Source organism: Martelella sp. HB161492 (assembly GCF_013184775.1).
Lineage (GTDB): Bacteria > Pseudomonadota > Alphaproteobacteria > Rhizobiales > Rhizobiaceae > Martelella.
Window position 1 is genome coordinate 190,555 of record NZ_JAATVV010000004.1, and the last position, 17,240, is coordinate 207,794.

The following is a 17,240-nucleotide window of genomic DNA, read 5'->3' on the forward strand; positions in this document are numbered from 1 at the left end:
ACGGGAGGAATCAATGAGAAAATACAATATTTTAGTGGCGCTTTTTGCCGTAGTCTTCGGCCTCGCCATCTTCTGGTTCTCTCGTAATCTGACGACCGCCAATGCCGACGGTGTTCCCGGAGAAGCCTTCTGGCCGCATCTGATCGCCTGGCTTCTGATTGGACTTGGCGTTCTGCAGGTGATCGAGGTTGTCGCATTCCCCGCGATCAATGCCGCCCGCGACGTTCAGTTCGCCACGCCTGGCCATTTGTGGGCCTATCTCAGCGCCTTTATCGCGATCTGCGCCGCAGCACTGATGGTCTGGGCCGGTTTCGTGATCGCAGCCCTGATCCTCATGCCACTGATCATGATCATCATGGGCGAAAAGAGACCGCTTGTTGTCGGCCTCACCACGGTGGTTGCCGTCGGCGTCATCTGGTTCTTCTTCGTGCATATTTTCAATATCACGCTGCCCACCCTGTGGTTCCTCGAATAGGCTGCTGAAGGGAAAAGATCATGAACGATATTCTACAGGCAGCAGCGGTCGTCTTCAGCTACCAGTCGCTGCTCGTCATCATTCTCGGCACTGCGGCCGGGATCATCATCGGCTCGCTTCCGGGCCTGACCACCAATATGGGCATCGCCCTGCTGATGCCGCTCACCTTCACCTTCCAGGGGCTTGAAGGCATACTGATGCTGCTTGGCGTCTATTGCGGCTCCATCTACGGCGGCTCCATCAGCGCCATTCTGATCAACACGCCCGGAACGCCGGCATCGGCCGCGACCGTTCTCGACGGTTACCCGATGACGCTGAAGGGTGAAGCCGGACGCGCGCTCGGTCTTTCGACAGCAAGCTCCATGTTCGGTGGCCTGTTTTCGGCGGCGGCTCTCGTCATCATCGCTCCGCAGCTTGCCAAGGTCGCCACCGGTCTGTCTGCGCCCGATTATTTCGCGCTTGGCGTCTTCGGCATCTCGATCATCACATCGGTCTCATCGCAATCGGTGATCAAGGGTCTCATCGGTGGCTGTATCGGCCTGTTTATCGCCACGATCGGCCTTGATCCGATGACGGCCGGCATGCGCTTCACCTTCAATTCCTATTATCTGATGGGTGGCATTTCCTTCGTTCCCATTCTGGTGGGTCTGTTCGCTTTCTCACAGGCACTACTGGGCATCGAGGAGAACTGGAAGGAACGCAACAGCCCGAACAGCCGCAAGGTCAACACCAAGATCAAGCGCGTCCTGCCGAGCTGGCTCGACTTCCGCCGCGTGCTGCCGACCTATTTCCGCTCCGCCGCCATCGGCACGGCGATCGGCTCGATCCCGGGCACGGGCGGCGATATCGCCTCCTTCATCGCCTACACCGAGGCCAAGCGCTGGTCGAAGCATCCGGAAGAATTCGGCAAGGGCTCGATCGAGGGTGTTTCCGCTCCTGAAGCCGGTGCCAACGCGGTTGCCGGTGGTGCCATGGTGCCGCTGATGACGCTCGGCATTCCCGGCGACGGTGCGACTGCCATCATGATGGGCGCCTTCATGGTGCAGGGCCTGCAGCTCGGTCCGCTGCTCTTCACCGAGCATCCTGTTCAGGTCAACACCATCTTCATCGGCCTGTTTGTTGCCAATCTGATCATGGGCATTCTCGGCTTCTCCAGCATCCGGCTCTTTACCCGCGTCATGTCGGTTCCGCGCAAGCTTCTGATTCCGATCATCCTGGTGCTGTGCATGGTTGGCTCCTACTCGGTCAACAACACCATGACAGACGTGTTCGTGATGATGTTTGCCGGCGTCTGCGCCTATGTGATGCTGAAGCTCGACTTCTCGATGTCACCGATCATCATCGGCATCATCCTGGGCCCGATGATCGAGGGCAATCTGCGCCGCTCGCTGATCATGTCGGACGGCAGCTACTCGATCTTCGCCACCAGCCCGGTCTGCGCCATCTTCCTCGTGATCGCGCTCGCCACGCTGACGCTGCCGATCATCGGACCGAAGATCAAGGCTGCCCGCAGGGCTCGCAAGGCCGCCGCTGAAGGCCAGTCATAACAGCAATTCCCGGCTCCGAGCCCATATCGGAGCCGGCCTTAAAAAACCGCGCGACCGGCCGGAAGACAACGCCAGGCAGCGCGTAACCCAACGGACTGAAAAGGACACACACGATGGCTAATGGTCCCCATATTCTCATGGTGGCAAGTGGCGATCTTCGCGAGAGCGCCAATGTCAAATGCTGGCCGGCGCAGAAGGACCTCGAAGACAAGCTGACTGCAGCGGTCGTAGCGCTCGGCGGCTCGGTCGAGCGCGCCCATGCCGTCAAGGCCGATCTCGGCCACGGCTTCATCGCCACGCAGAAGGAAGGCCTCGAAGTCTTCGCCAATATCGACAAGAAGGCGCCGCTGATCGTTGCCGAAGCCGTATGGCAGTATTCGCTGCACGTGCTGCCGGGCCTGATGTCGCATGAAGGCCCGATCCTGACGGTCGGCAACTGGTCGCCGACCTGGCCGGGTCTCGTCGGCCTTCTGAACCTCAATGCCTCGCTGACCAAGGCCGGCGTCGATTTTTCCTCGCTCTGGACCATCGACTTCAAGGACGAATGGTTCCTGTCACGTCTGGAGCAGTGGATGAAGACCGGCAAGGTCGATCAGGACTATTCCCACGTCCATGCCTACACGCCCTCGAAGAACGAGAAGGCTGTATCGCTGGCCAAGGATATCGCCGCTGACCTGAAGTCGCGCCGCACCATCATGGGCGTCTTCGATGAGGGCTGCATGGGCATGTACAATGCCATCATCCCCGATGAACTGCTGTTCCCGCTCGGCATCTTCAAGGAGCGCATGTCGCAGTCGGCGCTCTACTATGCCACCACCCAGGTTCCGGATGCGGAAGCGCAAGAAGCCTTTGACTGGCTCGTCGCCAAGGGACTGAAGTTCCATTTCGGCACGGATGGCAAGCAGGATCTGACGCCGGAACAGGTTCTGATCCAGTGCAAGATGTATATCGCCGCTGTGCGTCTCGCTGAGCAGTTCGGCTGCGAAGTGATCGGTATCCAGTATCAGCAGGGCCTGAAGGATCTGCTGCCGGCATCCGACCTCGTTGAAGGCCTGCTCAACAATGCCGACCGTCCGCCGGTCAAGGGCATTGACGGCAAGATCATCCGCGAGGGCAAGCCGGTCGTTCACTTCAACGAAGTTGACGAATGCGCCGGTCTCGACGCTCTGATGACCAACCGCATCCATACCGCCCTCGGCCAGCCGGTTGAAACCACGCTGCACGACATCCGCTGGGGCGGCGAAGATCCGACCGGCACGACCAATGAATATGTCTGGACCTTCGAGATTTCCGGAGCGGTTCCGGCTGCCCATAATGAAGGCGGCTATGCCGGCTCCTCCTCCATGCGTCAGCCGCCGATGTTCTTCCCTGCTGGCGGCGGCACGCTGCGCGGCATTGCCAAGCCCGGCGAAATCGTCTGGTCGCGTATTTTCGTCAAGGACGGCAAGCTGAACATGGATATCGGCCGCGGCAAGGCGATTTCGCTGCCCGAAGACGAGACCGAACGCCGCTGGAAGCTCACCGATTATGCCTGGCCGATGATGCATGGCGTGATCTACGGTGTGTCCCGCGATCAGCTGATGGCACGGCACAAGTCCAACCACATTCAGGTTGTCTATGCCAATGACGCGGAAAGCGCCGATCTGGCCATGGCTGCCAAGGCAGCGCTTGCTGCCGAGCTTGGCATGACTGTCAGCCTTTGCGGTACGGCCAAGGATGGCAGCCCGCTGAAGGGCTGAGACTGAAACAGATCAAGATCCCCTGCCCGGCTCTGCCGGACAGGGGCCATGAAGAGCAGAAGCGCCGGGGGCCACAGCGCCATGACCGCGTCGGATTGGGCAGGAGAACAGGCATATGGGTAATCACTTCATCGGCGTCGACGTCGGAACCGGCAGCGCACGCGCAGGCATTTTCGATGAAAAGGGCCGCCTGCTGGGCGTCGCCAAGAAAGACATCACCATGTGGCGAGCCGAAGGCGGCATCGTCGAACAGTCCTCGGATAATATCTGGGATGCAATCTGCTATTGCACCAGAACGGCGATCGCTGAAGCCGGGATCGACCCCGCCACCGTGCGTGGTCTTGGCTTTGATGCCACCTGCTCGCTCGTCGTGCTGGACGGCGACGGCGCACCGCTTGCCGTCGGCCCGTCGGATGAGGCCAGCCGCAACATCATCGTCTGGATGGACCATCGTGCCATTGACCAGACCAACCGGATCAATGCCAGCGGTCAGGATGTGCTGCGCTATGTCGGCGGCAAGATCTCGCCGGAAATGGAAACGCCGAAGCTTTTGTGGCTGAAGGAAAACAAGCCCGAAACTTTCGCGGCCGCCCGCTATTTCTTCGATCTGGCCGACTTCCTCTCCTGGCGCGCAACCGGCTCCGAGGTTCGCTCGGTCTGCACCGTGACCTGCAAATGGACCTATCTCGCCCATGAGAAGACGTGGGATGTGAACTATTTCAAGGCGGTCGGCCTGGAAGAGCTTGCTGAAAACGATTTCGCCCGCATCGGTTCGGACGTCGCCGACATTGCCACCCCGCTCGGCAACGGCATTTCCGCGGCAGCCGCCGCAGAACTCGGCCTCGTCCCCGGCATTCCGGTCGGCGCCTCGCTGATCGATGCCCATTGCGGCGGCATTGGCACCTTTGCCTGCATCGGCCCGAATGGTGAAGAACTGCCGCCGGAAACCCAGATGGCGCTGATCATGGGCACCTCTGCCTGTGCCATGACGCTGGCCGAGGAAGCCAATTTTGTCGATGGCGTCTGGGGCCCCTATTACGGCGCCATGGTGCCGGGTTACTGGCTGCTGGAAGGCGGACAATCGGCCTATGGTGCGGCCCTCGACTATCTGCTGACACTGCATCCTGCCTATGCCGCGATGAAGGAAAAGGCCGCAGAGGCCAGCATGGCCCTGCCCTTTTATCTGGAAAAGCGGGCAACGGAAAAAGCGGGATCGCTGGAAGCCGTTGCCGGTCTTGCCCGCAATCTCCATGTCGTGCCGGAATTCCTCGGCAACCGTGCGCCCTATGCCGACCCGGAAGCAACCGGCGTCATCAGCGGGCTGACGCTGGATAGTTCCGAGGACAGCCTGATCAGGCTTTATGTCGCCGGACTTTGCGGCCTCTGCTACGGCACGCGCCAGATCATCGATGCGGAAAAGGCCAAGGGCCTGCCGCTTGAAACGCTGGTCGTCAGCGGTGGAGCGGCGCAGAGCCCGCTGCTCAGGCGCATTCTGGCCGATGCCACAGGAATGAAGGTCGCGCTTCCCGAAACGGTCGAGCCCGTACTTCTGGGCGGCGCCATTATCGGTGCGGTTGCGGCCGGCTTTTATTCCGACCTCAAGGATGGTGCGGGCAAGATGTCTGCAATCAAGGAGATCAGCGAACCGGCAGGCGGTGAGAATGCGAAACTGCATGACAAGAAGTTTGCCGCTTTCGCAGCGCTTCAGGATGCCGATCGCAAGATCCGCCAGGCCATGAAGAGCGAGGCGTAAGCGCCTCGTTTCATGACGCTTTCGGTTTCCTTCCTCCCAATGGAAACCGAATGACGGCCGGCGACGGAGCAATGCGTATTTCGCAACTGCTCTGGCGCCGCCGTCCGAAATCCGCCCTTTGCAGACACGCATAAGCGGCGCGTGAGATATTCGTGTTTTATACTTTTGATCCAGGCATTTTTCGTTTTGCAACGCGTCTTCAACTGCTACCAGTGGTAACGGGAAGAGCCGGTGCAACAAGGCGCAATCGTTTCATTTTGAACGATTTTCGCACAACAGTTATGCAACGGGGCGGCGTGACGAAGCGCCACCGGGATTGAGGGGGTTGAATGGCGAAGACAATATCGGAGATCGCGGAAGATACGGGTTATTCGCGCACCACCATCACCATGGTGCTGAGCGGTCGCGCCACTGAATACCGCATCAGCGAACGCGCCCAGAACATTATCAACGCCTATGTCGCCGAGCATGGCTACACGATCAATCAGACTGCCCGCAATCTCAAGACCAAGCGCAGTCACACGGTCGGATTCATCGCGCCGGATATTGCCAACGCCTTTTTCGCCCGGATCATGGCGCATCTGGAAGCCCATTGCCGCGCCGAAGGCCTCGTTCTCATCACCACATCGAGCCTGGAAGACCCGGAAGTCGAAGCCCGCGCGCTGAACAGCCTGCTGGCGCGCGGCGTCGATGGTCTCGTCATGGCGCCCTGTGCCCCCCGCCAGCCGGAGCAGAACCGCAAGCGCGGCAAGAACACACCGCTGGTGCTGATCGACCGCGCCTATCCCGACGATCACGTTCCAGTCATCTCCAGCAATCATGAAGCCAGCGCCCGACGGATTACCCGTGAGATAATCGATTCCGGCGCGCGACAGATTGCCTTTCTCTGCGGTCATCCGGAAAATCCGAGCATTCAGGACCGTGTCATCGGATTTTATGGCGCCGGTGGCGAGGCTGGCCTTGGCCGCGACCATTTGCGCGTCCTGACGGCGCGCGACGACAGTGTTTCGGCCGGACGGCAGATGATGAAAACCCTGTTCGGTGATGCGGCAGAACCGCCTTCGGCAATCCTGTGCTCGTCACTTCTGGTGCTGGAAGGCGCGCTGCAATTTTTCAAATCCGAGCATGGCGGCATTCCGGCCGAGCTGATTATCGGCACCTTCGACTATGACGGCCTGCTCGATTTCATCCCCAATACGGTTCTCGTGGTGAAGCAGGATGAAGAGGCTCTTGCCGAGGCGGCATTTCAGGTTCTGCTGAAGCAGATCAATGGCCGCAAGGATCCGGAAACAGCCCGATCGATCCTGGAAACCAGCCTCGTCCGCCTCGGCTGACGGTAAAAAGCCCGGCGCGCTGCATTAGCGCTCAGACAGTTGACAGAGCCATTCGGATTGCATGTTCGAGGTGGAATAGCCCCTCTCTCCGTCGTCATCCCGTGCTTACCACGGGGATCCAGTTTGATAAGGCATTGAATAGAGAAGTTCTTTCGCTGCGCGGACGCGCGTCGTCCGGATTCCTGTGACAAGCACAGTCATGACGTCAACGAAAGGTGGCGCGCTTTCTCAGCAATCCAAGCCCGGCGCATTGGCCGGGCTCGTCTTATCGCCGCGTCGCTGCGGCTGCTCAGTTGCTGAGCGAAACCGAAACGCTGAATTGATCGAAAATCGTTCCGACCATTTCGCAAGGCGCGGTGAAAGGCACACCGCCACACAGGGAACCGGTGGTGATGAAGGAACCGGCCTTCAGCATGCCGATCTTGTCTTCTCCTGAAAGCGCATAGGCGATCACCGGCTTCACGGCATCGCCGAAGGGATGCTTCGCCGGCTTGTTGTAGATTTCCGTGCCACTGGCAGTCAGAACCAGCGGCGCACCATCAACCACGGCGCCGCCGTCGAAACGTTCCGTGCCGATGACGTAGGCCTCACCGCTCAGATTATCGGCAAGCTGCGCCCAGGCGGTAGCCTTGGGCTGGTTGGCGAAACGCGAACCGACGACTTCCATGCCGAAGACAAAATGATCAATGGCGGCGAGAACCGCAGCCTCGCCCTCTTTCGCCATCTCCGGCGTGACGGTCTTGGCAAGATAGAATCCCAGCTCGAACTCGATGCCGATCAGGCCGAGTTTGGGCAGCTTCAGCGCTCCGCCAGTCTTGACGACGCGGTCGGCGTGGATCACCGAGGCAACGGCCTTGCCTTCACCATTGATGGCAACCTTGAATGCACCCGGGGTCTGGCCACGGCGGCGCATGACCTCAAGCTGGACATCGACGGCCTCGTCCGGGGTGATTGACGCAAAGGCCTCCTGATCGATGAGCGTGCCATCCTCATAGGCCTTCAAAAGCATGCTGGTGTAATCTGCGGTCACGAAAATCTCCTTGAATTGTCGCGGTCAGCGTCAATGCTGCGCGGTGGCCGACGATCGCCGGCACCTCTCCCCTTCGAAAAGGGCATAGCAGTTTTTGACCTTTGAGATGAACCGCAAATCGTGCTGGCGCCTTGTTTTATCGCAATTAAATCATGAGCTTTTCCGAAGAAGCCACGGGGCAGCTGCAGCGCGGCTGAAAGCTCTGTGATTTTGCATATCAGATGCGCAGGATCGGGCGTCGTCAGACTGGCAGGCTTGATGTAAGGCAAGATCAAACAAAGCGTTTCGACCGCATCCCGGTCGCTCTTGGCGCACCCAATCACAGGCACATCCCATGCAGACCGAATCATCAAGCGAAACCGCATCCTCACGGCTGGGCGAGCACACGCTCAAAGGCGTCATCCTCGGCTTCGCCTCCTTCGCCTGCTTTTCCTACAGCGATGCCAGTGTGAAGGCGATCGAAGGCGGGTTGCCGCCTTATGAGTCAGCCTTTTTCGGTGCAGCCTTTGCCCTTCTTGCCCTGCCGTTCCTGATGCAGCGCGGCGACCGCTGGAGCGACATCGTCCGCACCTCAAACCGGCCGCTCTGGCTGTTGCGCTTCATCGCCTATCCGATCGGCGTGATCGGCAGCGTCACCGCCTTCACCCATCTGTCGATGGCGGAAGCCTTTGTCCTGATCTTCCTGCAACCAGCCTATGTGACCGTCATTTCGGTTTTCGCATTGAAGGAACAGGTCGGCCTGAAGCGCTGGTCGGCGGTCATCGTCGGCTTCATCGGCGTCCTGATCGTTCTCAGACCTGGCTTTCGCGAATTGTCGATCGGTCATCTCGGGGCAATTTTCGCCGGGCTCGGTGGCGCGATCTCGGTGGTTACCTTCCGCGCGTCCAGCACCGATGAAAAGCGCATATCGCTGTTTGGCGCAGGCATTCTCGGTGCCATCATCGTTTGCGGCGCACTGATGCTGACCAACTTCAAGATGCCTGATGCCAGCGAATGGATGTATCTCGCCGGCTACGGCCTTATCGCTGCCTTTGCCAATGTGCTCTTGATGCAGGCTGCACTCTACGCACCTGCCGCCTATATCGGGCCGACGCAATATTCTCAGATGCTCTGGGCCATATTGTTCGGCTATCTGTTCTTCGGTGATCATGTCGACGGACCGATGCTGGCCGGCATCGTGCTGATCATCGGCGCAGGCATGCTGACCCTGATGCGTGAGCGCCAGCGCAACACGCCGCTGCCGCCGCCCATTCTGGCAGGCAATTCGCAGGCGCCGATCGCATTGTCTGATGATGAGATGGAAGAGAGCGGAACGGATCGCTAAGCCTGAGACGGACCAGCGGGATAATGGCTCAGCGCGGCACCGCGCCACCGGTCACCTGCACCGCCCGGCTTCCCGACCGGATCGCCGCGACCAGGCAATCCTCGATCGCCGCTCCACGCATCCAGCCGTCGATGAAACCGGCATTGAACGCATCGCCGGCACCGGTCGTGTCAACCACGCGAACATCTTCCGCCGGCATGGCCAGCCGCGCCTGATCGGTTGCTACCAGCGCACCGGAAGCTCCCGCCTTCAGGGCGACGATCGGGAAATAGCGGGCCAGATGTTCCCGCATCGCCTCCGCCTGTGTCTCGCCGGTTATCTCGCGTGCTTCCTCAAGATTTGGCAGGAAGATATCGACACCCTTGCATTTTTCGATCAGCGCTGTGTCGCGGATCAGATCATCGTCCCAGCTCGGATCCAGCGAAACGGTCAGCCCTGCATGCTTGGCACGCGCGACCAGATCCGGTATTTCCGCAAGCGTTGCATATTCGGCGATATGGAGATGGGCGGCGCCCGGCCAGGCAAGGGCGGCATCGAGCGTCGCCGGTTCGGCCTTGCCGGCCCGACGGGTCAGGAAGGCACGCTCCGAGCCGATCACCGAGGCGACGGTGATCTGCGGCCCGGCATCATGGGCGCGCTCGATGAAGCCCGTTTCGATATCGCGGACAACGATTTCCTGCTCAACCGCCTTTGACAGCGTATCGTTGCCAAGCCGCGAAACAATGGCCGTCGACCGCCCGAGATCGCGCAGATGCGCCGCAGAGATAAAGGCGCCGCCGCCAGCGGCAATGGTCAGATTGTCGGCGAAGACCTCGCGGCCAAGCACCGGCAGGCGATCGATCCCCGTGAAGATCAGATCGCAATAGAGCCTGCCGACACAGAGCACCGCCTGCATATCATCATCCACACTGTTCATTTGCGACCCAGGCTTTTCTCGCTCTTGGCATCGAAGAGATAGAGCTTGCCCGGCGCGACGGTGGCCGCCACCTGGCTTCCGACCTTTGGTGCCACATTGCCGGGTGATGTGGCAATCACCGGCGTGTCGCCGACGAGAAGATGAACCATGGTTTCAGGCCCGAGCGGCTCAACGGCTTCAACCATGCCTTCAAGCGTCAGGATCGCAGGTCCCGTCGCTCCGACCAGAAGATCATGCGAACGAATGCCGACCAGGAGATCGCGGCCATCGGCAAGCGAGCGCCCCTCATCCCCCAGTGCTGCGGCCGGCAGCATGTTCATCGATGGCGAGCCGATGAAGCGCGCGGTAAACACATCCACCGGGGCTTCATAAAGCTCGGTCGGCGTACCGGTCTGCAGAATATGGCCGTCACGCATGACGACGATCCGGTCGGCCATGGTCATCGCTTCGATCTGGTCATGGGTCACATAGACCGTCGTGGTTTTAAGTTCCTGATGCAACTTCTTGATTTCAATACGCATCTGGGCGCGGAGCTGCGCATCCAGATTGGAAAGCGGCTCGTCGAAGAGAAAGGCCGATGGGTTGCGAACCATGGCCCGGCCAATGGCCACGCGCTGACGCTGGCCGCCGGAAAGTGCTGCCGGGCGACGCTCCAGAAGCTCGGTCAGGCCGAGGATACGCGCGGTCTCATCAATGCGTGCATTCTTCTCGTCTCTGGTCATCTTCGCCGTATAAAGACCAAATCCGATATTCTGCCGTACGGTCAGATGCGGATAGATCGCGTAATTCTGGAATACCATGGCAATGTTGCGGGCCTTCGGCGCCCGCTCGTTGACGATTTCGCTGCCGATCACCAGATTGCCGCCGGAAATCTCTTCGAGACCGGCGATCATCCGCAATGTCGTCGACTTGCCACAGCCGGACGGGCCGACAAAGACGACGAATTCCCCATCCGCAATCTTGAGGTCGATGCCGTGAACCGCTTCGACCTTCTCATAGCGCTTGACCAGCTTCTGAAGTTCGATCGACGCCATTATCCTTCTCCCCTCAATGCCTGAAAGCGTTTTTCCAGATTGGCCGATGCGGCGTGAAGATGCGCCCGGTTGGCGGCAATCTTGTCACTGAAATCACCAAGTGCGCCATCATAAAAGGCAAGCGCCTCGCCAAGCGGTTCAGCAGCCGGACCGCCATAACGCTTGCGCACCGAAACGAAGTATTCCGGCGAGACAATGTCGCGGAAAGCATCCTCATCAAGGCCTGAGGCGCGCCCAGCATGTTGTTCAAATGCCTTCAGGAAGGGCTCGTAACCATCTGCCGTCAAAGAACTTTCTGCCTTGACGACGGCACGGGCCACATCGGCGGCAATCTCATGCGCAACACGGAAAGACAGATCTTCGCGGCGGACCAGACTGTCGGCAAGCTCCGTGATGGTGATGCAGGAACGATCAAGATTTGCCGCCACACGCGGCCCGTTGACCTTCACCTGCGCAATGAAGGCCACCAGAAGATCCAGCACCCGGAAAGCACAGTCAAAGGCCTGAAATCCCATGGTCTGGGTCTCGCCCTCACTGTCATTCATATCGGTAAAGGGCGTGTTGTGCATGATGGTCAGCACCGATTGCGCCCGGCCGACGGTCTGGCTCGACAGATGACGCATATGCTCGATCGGCACCGGATTGCGCTTTTGCGGCATGATCGAGGAGATCTGCACCAGCGCATTCGGCACATAAAGCTGCGCGACTTCGAAACTGGTCCAGAACTGGAAATCCTGGATCAGCCGCCCGAGATGCAGAAAGGTGAGCTCGATCGCCGAATAGGTCGCCGTCGTATAGTCGACAGCGGCAATACAGCTGTAGGAATTGCGCAGAGGTGCCGCAAAACCCAGCAGGGACGCCATCAGCTGACGGTCGATCGGGAAACCCGAAGTCGTGATCGCCGCCGCACCCATCGGCGAAAGATCAACGATTTTACGGGCTTCGAGCATGCGCTTCAGGTCTCGGATCAAAACCTCGATGGCAGCACCGAGATAGTGGCCGAAGGTGGTCGGCTGCGCCGGCTGGCCATGGGTATAGGCAACGATCAGTGTCGCCTTTTCGCGTTTTGCCGTCTCGATCATCGCCGCAAGCAGCTGTACCGCCTTGTCGAGGAAGAGATCGATCCGGCTGCGCAGCGCCAGCTTGAACAGCGTATGATCGATGTCGTTGCGCGAACGCGCCGTATGAAGCCGGCCACCGAGATCGGCACCGAGCCGGGCCTTCAGCTCTTTCTCGATCAGGAAGAAGAAATCCTCCACCTCGCCGGTATATTCGAGCTTTGCCGGATCGACCTCGGCATCGATCGCCACCAGCGCATCGGCAATCTTCGCCGCCTGCCCGCTCGACAAGATGCCGGTCTCGGTCAGCATGACCAGATGGGCCCGGTCGATGGCGCGGAAGCCCTCGACGAAATAGGTCTTCGCCCCGTCAAAAAGCGACTTGAGCAGCGTCTCCTTGTAGACGGGATCGGGAAACCGGCTGGTATCGCCGGAAGATGGATTGTCGACGGACATGACTTAACCCTTGACGCCGGCGAGCATGACGCCGCGCACGATGTAACGCTGGAAAATGAGGAAGACGAGCAAGGTCGGAATGGTGGCAATCGCCGCGCCGGTCATGATCATCTCCCACTGGATCTGGGCTTCGACGGCAAAGGAGGAAAGCCCGACCGGCAGCGTATAGAGTTCGCTTGACGTCGTGACGATCAGCGGCCAGAAAAAGGCCGTCCAGTTGCCGAGAAAGGTAAAGATGGCGAGTGCCGAGAGCGCCGGTGCCACAAGCGGCATGGCGATCTTCCACCAGATGACGAATTCGTTGAGGCCATCGACCCGCGCGGCTTCCATGAAATCGTCCGGCACGCCTTCGAAGAACTGCCGCATCAGGAATGTGCCGAAACCCGTCATCATGCCGGGGAACATGATCCCCCAATAGCTGTCGAGCCAGCCGAAATTGGCCGACATCAGATACCAGGGAATGACCAGCATTTCCGTCGGGATCATCAGCGTCGACAGGATCGCCAGAAAGATGAAGCGGCGGCCGCGAAACCGGAACTTCGCCAGCGTGTAGCCGACGAGACTGTCGAAAAACACGTTCGAGCAGGTGACGGCAATGGCGACAATCATCGAGTTGACGAACCAGCGCAGAAACTCCGTTTCCGTCAGCACCTTGATATAGTTGGCAAAGGTCGGATGCGCCGGGATCAGGCGCAGGTCGTAGACATCCGCGCCCGGCTTCAGCGAGGTGGAAAACATGAACAGGAGCGGCGTGATCATGATGATCCCGCCGATCAGCAGCAGGGTCCAGGCGAGGATGCGGCCGGGCCGGATTTTCGGGCGATAGCGGGCAAGCGCATCGGCGTGGGCGATATCGGTCATGACTTGTCCCTCAGGATCCAGAGCTGCAACAGCGAGATCACCAGTAGAATGGTGAACAGCACCACGGTCTGCGCCGCCGCATAGCCCATCTGATAGGACGAGAATGCGGTCTGGTAGATCATCAGCACCAGCGGCTTGGTGGAGCCGAGCGGCCCGCCGGGATCATTGCTGGTCATGTTGTAGACCTGATCGAAGATCCGCAGAAAGGCGATCGACGACATGACGACAAGGAAAACCGTCGTCGGCTTCAGAAGCGGCAGGGTGATCTTCCGCAGGATCGCCCATTCGCCAAGACCGTCGATCCGGGCGGCCTCGTAGAAGGTCGTCGGAATGGCCCTGAGCCCCGCCATGAAGATGATGATCTGGAAGCCGAGCCCGGCCCAGATCGCCGTCACCATGATGGACGGCAGGGCCTGGCTGGTGGAGCGCAGGAAAGGCTGCTGGGGTATGCCGAGAAGGCCGAGGACATCATTGATGATGCCGATCGGCGCAGGCTGATAGAACCAGCGCCAGACCCAGGCCATCGCGGCCGCCGTCGTCAGATAGGGCAGGAAATAGAGGGCCCGGATAAAACCGTGGCCAAACCGCACCCGGTCGAGAAAGAAGGCAATGGTAAATGACAGCACAAGTGAGATCGGCGTACCGAAAATCAGATAGGCAAAGGTGTTTTTGAACACCTGCCAGAATTTCGGATCGGCAAACAGCTTGGCGTAATTTTCAAAACCGATGAATTTCGGCTTGCGCATCAGATCCCAGTCCGTCAGCGACAGCCGGAAGGCATCGATGGTCGGATAGAACCGGATGATGGCGTAAAACAGAACCGGAAGCGCCAGGAAACTCCAGACCCAGACGAGGCGCTTCGTATGCATTGAAAAGCGGTCGCTGAACGCGGTCCCGCCGGGGCGGCCCGCTGCCGCCCCCTTGGTTATCCTGGCCTGTTCCGGCATGGCTTTTTCCGCTCAGCCGTTACTGGGCTTCATCAATGATGGCCTGTTCGGCCTTGGCGGCTTCGGCAATGCTGTCAGCCGGCGACTGGCCATCGAGCAGAACCCGGTTCGCCATATCGATCGCCACCTGGCGCTGCCCCGCCTCATCGACGAACAGTGTCGTATGGGCATAATCCAGCCCCTTGAGGAACGGTGCATAGATCGGATTGGCAAGATTTTCCTCGGTAAGCGCCGCTTCGCGCCGCGCCGGCAGTTCGCCAACCGTCTTCAGCCAGATCTGCATGGCTTCAGGCGAGCTCAGATAGGTGAGGAATTTCTCCGCCGCTTCCAGCTTGTCACCCTTCACCTTGGCTCCGATGCCATTGGCAAAATAGCTGGCGTAATTGGACCGCGTGCCATCGGCATTGGCCGGCAGTTCGGTGACGCCCCAGTCGAAATCGGTGATCTGGCCGAATGTGCCGAGGCGGAAGGTCCCGTCAATGGTCATGCCGGCCTTGCCGCCCTTGAAGGCTGCCTGGGCCTCATCCATGAAACCGGACTGGCCGATTTTTTCCTTCAGCTGCAGGTCGGTGTAAAACTGCAGGGCAGCGGTGCCTTCCGGGCTGTCATAGGTGACCTTCCTGTAGTCATCCGTATAGGGAACACCACCATACTGGCGCACCAGCACCTCGCGCCACCACTGGTGATCCTGACCGCCCATATCGAGCGCCATGCCCTCGGTGGTGATATTGCCGGCATCGTCATATTTCACGATCGACTTGGCAGCCGAAACCATGTCGTCCAGCGTTTGCGGCGGCGCGGACGGGTCGAGACCGTTTTCCTCAAACAGTTTCTTGTTGTAGAACAGCGCCAGCGAACGCACGGCCGTCGGCAGTCCGTAATATTCACCGTCCCGCTTCATCGCGGTGACGATCGGGAAGAAGTCCTTCTCGATTTCAGCCTGCGGGAACGCATCCTGCGGCAGCGGCTGCAAAAGCCCGCCAGCCTTGAACTTGTCCAGCCAGCCATAGAAAAGCTGCATCACATCCGGGCCCTTGCCGGCCATGTTGGCCGCGACAATACGGGTCTGGTAATCGGCATAGGGGAAGGTCACCTGCTTGACGGTAATGTCCGGATTGGCGGCCTCGAAATTCTCGATCAGCTGGTCCATCGCCTTGACGCGGGTCTCATAGATATACTGCCAGTACTCGATCTCGACAGCATTCGCCGCGCTGACGGACAGCATGCTGATGCCGGCCACAAGGCCAGCGAAAAGGGTCGCTTTACGCATAATCTTCTCCGCTTCCCGCGGCAAAGCCAGCGGGCATTGTTCCCATTTGGCCGCTCACCGCGATGGATGACAGCCGTTGATCAATTGTTTTTTTTAAAAAGGCGCGGTTTTCCGCTTGCCCCTTTCGAGCGGTCCTGTCTCGTCCCTGCCACTCGCACTCTACGGTTGCCCGACTTATGGGCTTTGTCAATAACATAATCTAATTGAATTAATCTATTGACGATAGAAAGGAGCCAAATCACACTGCAAGGCACGAAGAAACGGAACAGCAATGAACGAGAGACCGCCGCCTCAGCCGCAATTTGCCATTGGCAATAATCCTGAACGCAATCGCGAGCACAATCGCCGCGTTGTGCTGGATATCGTGCGCCAGAACGGCATGCTGGGCCGCATGGAGATCGCCCGCCTGACCCAGCTGACGGCACAGGCGGTTGCCAATATCGTTGATGAACTGGTCAGTGATGATCTCTTGATGAACACCGGCCGCCGGCGCTCCGGGCGCGGCCAACCGCCAATCCAGTTCGCCGTCAATCCGCAAGGTGCTGCAACCATCGGCGTGGAGATCGCCACCGACCAGATGGTCATCACGGTGCTCGATCTGACCGGCGTCGTTCGCTACCGCCGCATCATCGCGCTGACCGACACGACACCGCAACAATGCCTGCCCGTATTCGCAGCCGAGGTGAAGCGCGCCACGGGTGCCATGCAATCCCCCTTGATGGGCGTCGGGGTCGTCATGCCAGGACCTTTCGGCATTGAAGGCATGAGCTTTGTCGGCCCGACGACCCTGCCCGGTTGGTCCGGTATTGACGTGCGCGCCGAGCTTGAGGCCGCCTGCGGCCATCCGGTGATCCTCGAAAACGACGCCAATGCCGCAGCCGTCGGCGAGCGGCTTTTCGGCGTCGGCCGCACCATCTCGAATTTCTGCATGATCTATTTCGGAACGGGCCTCGGCCTCGGCATGATCCAGGATGGCGCGCCCTATCGCGGTGCCTTCGGCAATGCCGGTGAGATCGGTCATGTCATGGTGATGCCGAAAGGCCGGCTCTGCCCCTGCGGCCAGCATGGCTGCCTCGAGCGTTACGCCTCGGTTCATGCGCTGCACGAAAAATTCGATGCGACCGGTCGGCCGCGGCCGCTGATCGACCAGATCGAGGCGCTTTACGACGCCGCCGACCCGATCATCACCGAATGGCTGGATGAGGCTGCAGAGCATCTCTCCACCATGGTTGCCCTGCTTGAAAACATCCTCGATCCCGAAACGGTGATCTTCGGTGGCGCACTTTCCGACCGGCTGATCGATGCACTGCTGGACCGCTTGTCACATCTGCCACTCTCGGTCGCCGGGCGCCGCTCACGCGCGCTTCCGCGCGTCATGCGCGGCACAACCGGTCAGTATACGGCCGCGCTTGGCGCTGCCGCCATGCCACTTTTCGAAATTCTGACACCAAAACTGGAAACGTCGCCACCCGGTCAGGAGGCGGCATTTTAGACGG

General features: G+C 59.8%; 14 protein-coding genes. 7 read left to right on the forward strand and 7 right to left on the reverse strand.

Annotation, left to right across the window (positions count from 1 at the left end; all coding sequences use genetic code 11):
* Positions 1–13 precede the first annotated feature (13 nt).
* The 5 genes from HCK86_RS08480 (at position 14) to HCK86_RS08500 (ending at position 6,848) form a co-directional block, all read left to right on the forward strand.
* Complete coding sequence (locus HCK86_RS08480; RefSeq protein ID WP_176084030.1) at positions 14–475, forward strand: tripartite tricarboxylate transporter TctB family protein; 462 nt, start codon at positions 14–16, stop codon at positions 473–475.
* Positions 476–495: 20 nt separating this feature from the next.
* On the forward strand, positions 496–2,022 hold the full coding sequence (locus HCK86_RS08485; RefSeq protein WP_176084031.1) for a tripartite tricarboxylate transporter permease: 1,527 nt from the start codon (positions 496–498) through the stop codon (positions 2,020–2,022).
* Positions 2,023–2,135: 113 nt separating this feature from the next.
* Positions 2,136–3,761 (forward strand): fucose isomerase, encoded by a 1,626-nt coding sequence (locus HCK86_RS08490; protein ID WP_176084032.1) that lies wholly within the window; start codon positions 2,136–2,138, stop codon positions 3,759–3,761.
* 115 nt (positions 3,762–3,876) lie between these two features.
* Complete coding sequence (locus HCK86_RS08495; RefSeq protein ID WP_176084033.1) at positions 3,877–5,514, forward strand: FGGY-family carbohydrate kinase; 1,638 nt, start codon at positions 3,877–3,879, stop codon at positions 5,512–5,514.
* A gap of 329 nt (positions 5,515–5,843) precedes the next feature.
* Positions 5,844–6,848: a LacI family DNA-binding transcriptional regulator gene (locus HCK86_RS08500; RefSeq protein ID WP_176084034.1), complete on the forward strand. Its 1,005-nt coding sequence runs from the start codon at positions 5,844–5,846 to the stop codon at positions 6,846–6,848.
* A 289-nt stretch (positions 6,849–7,137) separates the two neighbouring features.
* Here the strand turns inward: HCK86_RS08500 and HCK86_RS08505 are convergent, their stop codons facing one another.
* Positions 7,138–7,878: a hypothetical protein gene (locus tag HCK86_RS08505; protein WP_176084035.1), complete on the reverse strand. Its 741-nt coding sequence runs from the start codon at positions 7,876–7,878 to the stop codon at positions 7,138–7,140.
* 373 nt (positions 7,879–8,251) lie between these two features.
* Between HCK86_RS08505 and HCK86_RS08510 the strand changes: the two genes are divergently transcribed.
* Positions 8,252–9,202: a DMT family transporter gene (locus tag HCK86_RS08510; RefSeq protein ID WP_176084204.1), complete on the forward strand. Its 951-nt coding sequence runs from the start codon at positions 8,252–8,254 to the stop codon at positions 9,200–9,202.
* Positions 9,203–9,230: 28 nt separating this feature from the next.
* Here the strand turns inward: HCK86_RS08510 and HCK86_RS08515 are convergent, their stop codons facing one another.
* The 6 genes from HCK86_RS08515 to HCK86_RS08540 are packed head-to-tail and all read right to left on the reverse strand — an operon-like array spanning position 9,231 to position 15,744.
* Positions 9,231–10,118, reverse strand: a complete 888-nt coding sequence (locus tag HCK86_RS08515) for a PfkB family carbohydrate kinase (protein WP_176084036.1) — start codon at positions 10,116–10,118, stop codon at positions 9,231–9,233.
* On the reverse strand, positions 10,115–11,152 hold the full coding sequence (gene ugpC / locus HCK86_RS08520) for a sn-glycerol-3-phosphate ABC transporter ATP-binding protein UgpC (protein ID WP_176084037.1): 1,038 nt from the start codon (positions 11,150–11,152) through the stop codon (positions 10,115–10,117). Before ugpC ends, HCK86_RS08515 begins: the two co-directional genes overlap by 4 nt.
* Complete coding sequence (gene argH / locus HCK86_RS08525; protein WP_176084038.1) at positions 11,152–12,666, reverse strand: argininosuccinate lyase; 1,515 nt, start codon at positions 12,664–12,666, stop codon at positions 11,152–11,154. The genes ugpC and argH overlap by 1 nt, the downstream gene beginning before the upstream one ends.
* A gap of 3 nt (positions 12,667–12,669) precedes the next feature.
* A complete protein-coding gene (locus HCK86_RS08530) occupies positions 12,670–13,527 on the reverse strand; it encodes a carbohydrate ABC transporter permease (RefSeq protein ID WP_176084039.1) in 858 nt (285 codons plus the stop codon).
* Entirely contained in the window at positions 13,524–14,474 is a 951-nt protein-coding gene (locus HCK86_RS08535; RefSeq protein WP_176084040.1) for a sugar ABC transporter permease, read from the reverse strand. Before HCK86_RS08535 ends, HCK86_RS08530 begins: the two co-directional genes overlap by 4 nt.
* A 19-nt stretch (positions 14,475–14,493) precedes the next feature.
* Complete coding sequence (locus HCK86_RS08540) at positions 14,494–15,744, reverse strand: extracellular solute-binding protein (RefSeq protein WP_176084041.1); 1,251 nt, start codon at positions 15,742–15,744, stop codon at positions 14,494–14,496.
* A gap of 271 nt (positions 15,745–16,015) precedes the next feature.
* Between HCK86_RS08540 and HCK86_RS08545 the strand changes: the two genes are divergently transcribed.
* Entirely contained in the window at positions 16,016–17,236 is a 1,221-nt protein-coding gene (locus HCK86_RS08545; protein ID WP_176084042.1) for an ROK family protein, read from the forward strand.
* The last annotated feature ends 4 nt before the right edge of the window (positions 17,237–17,240 follow it).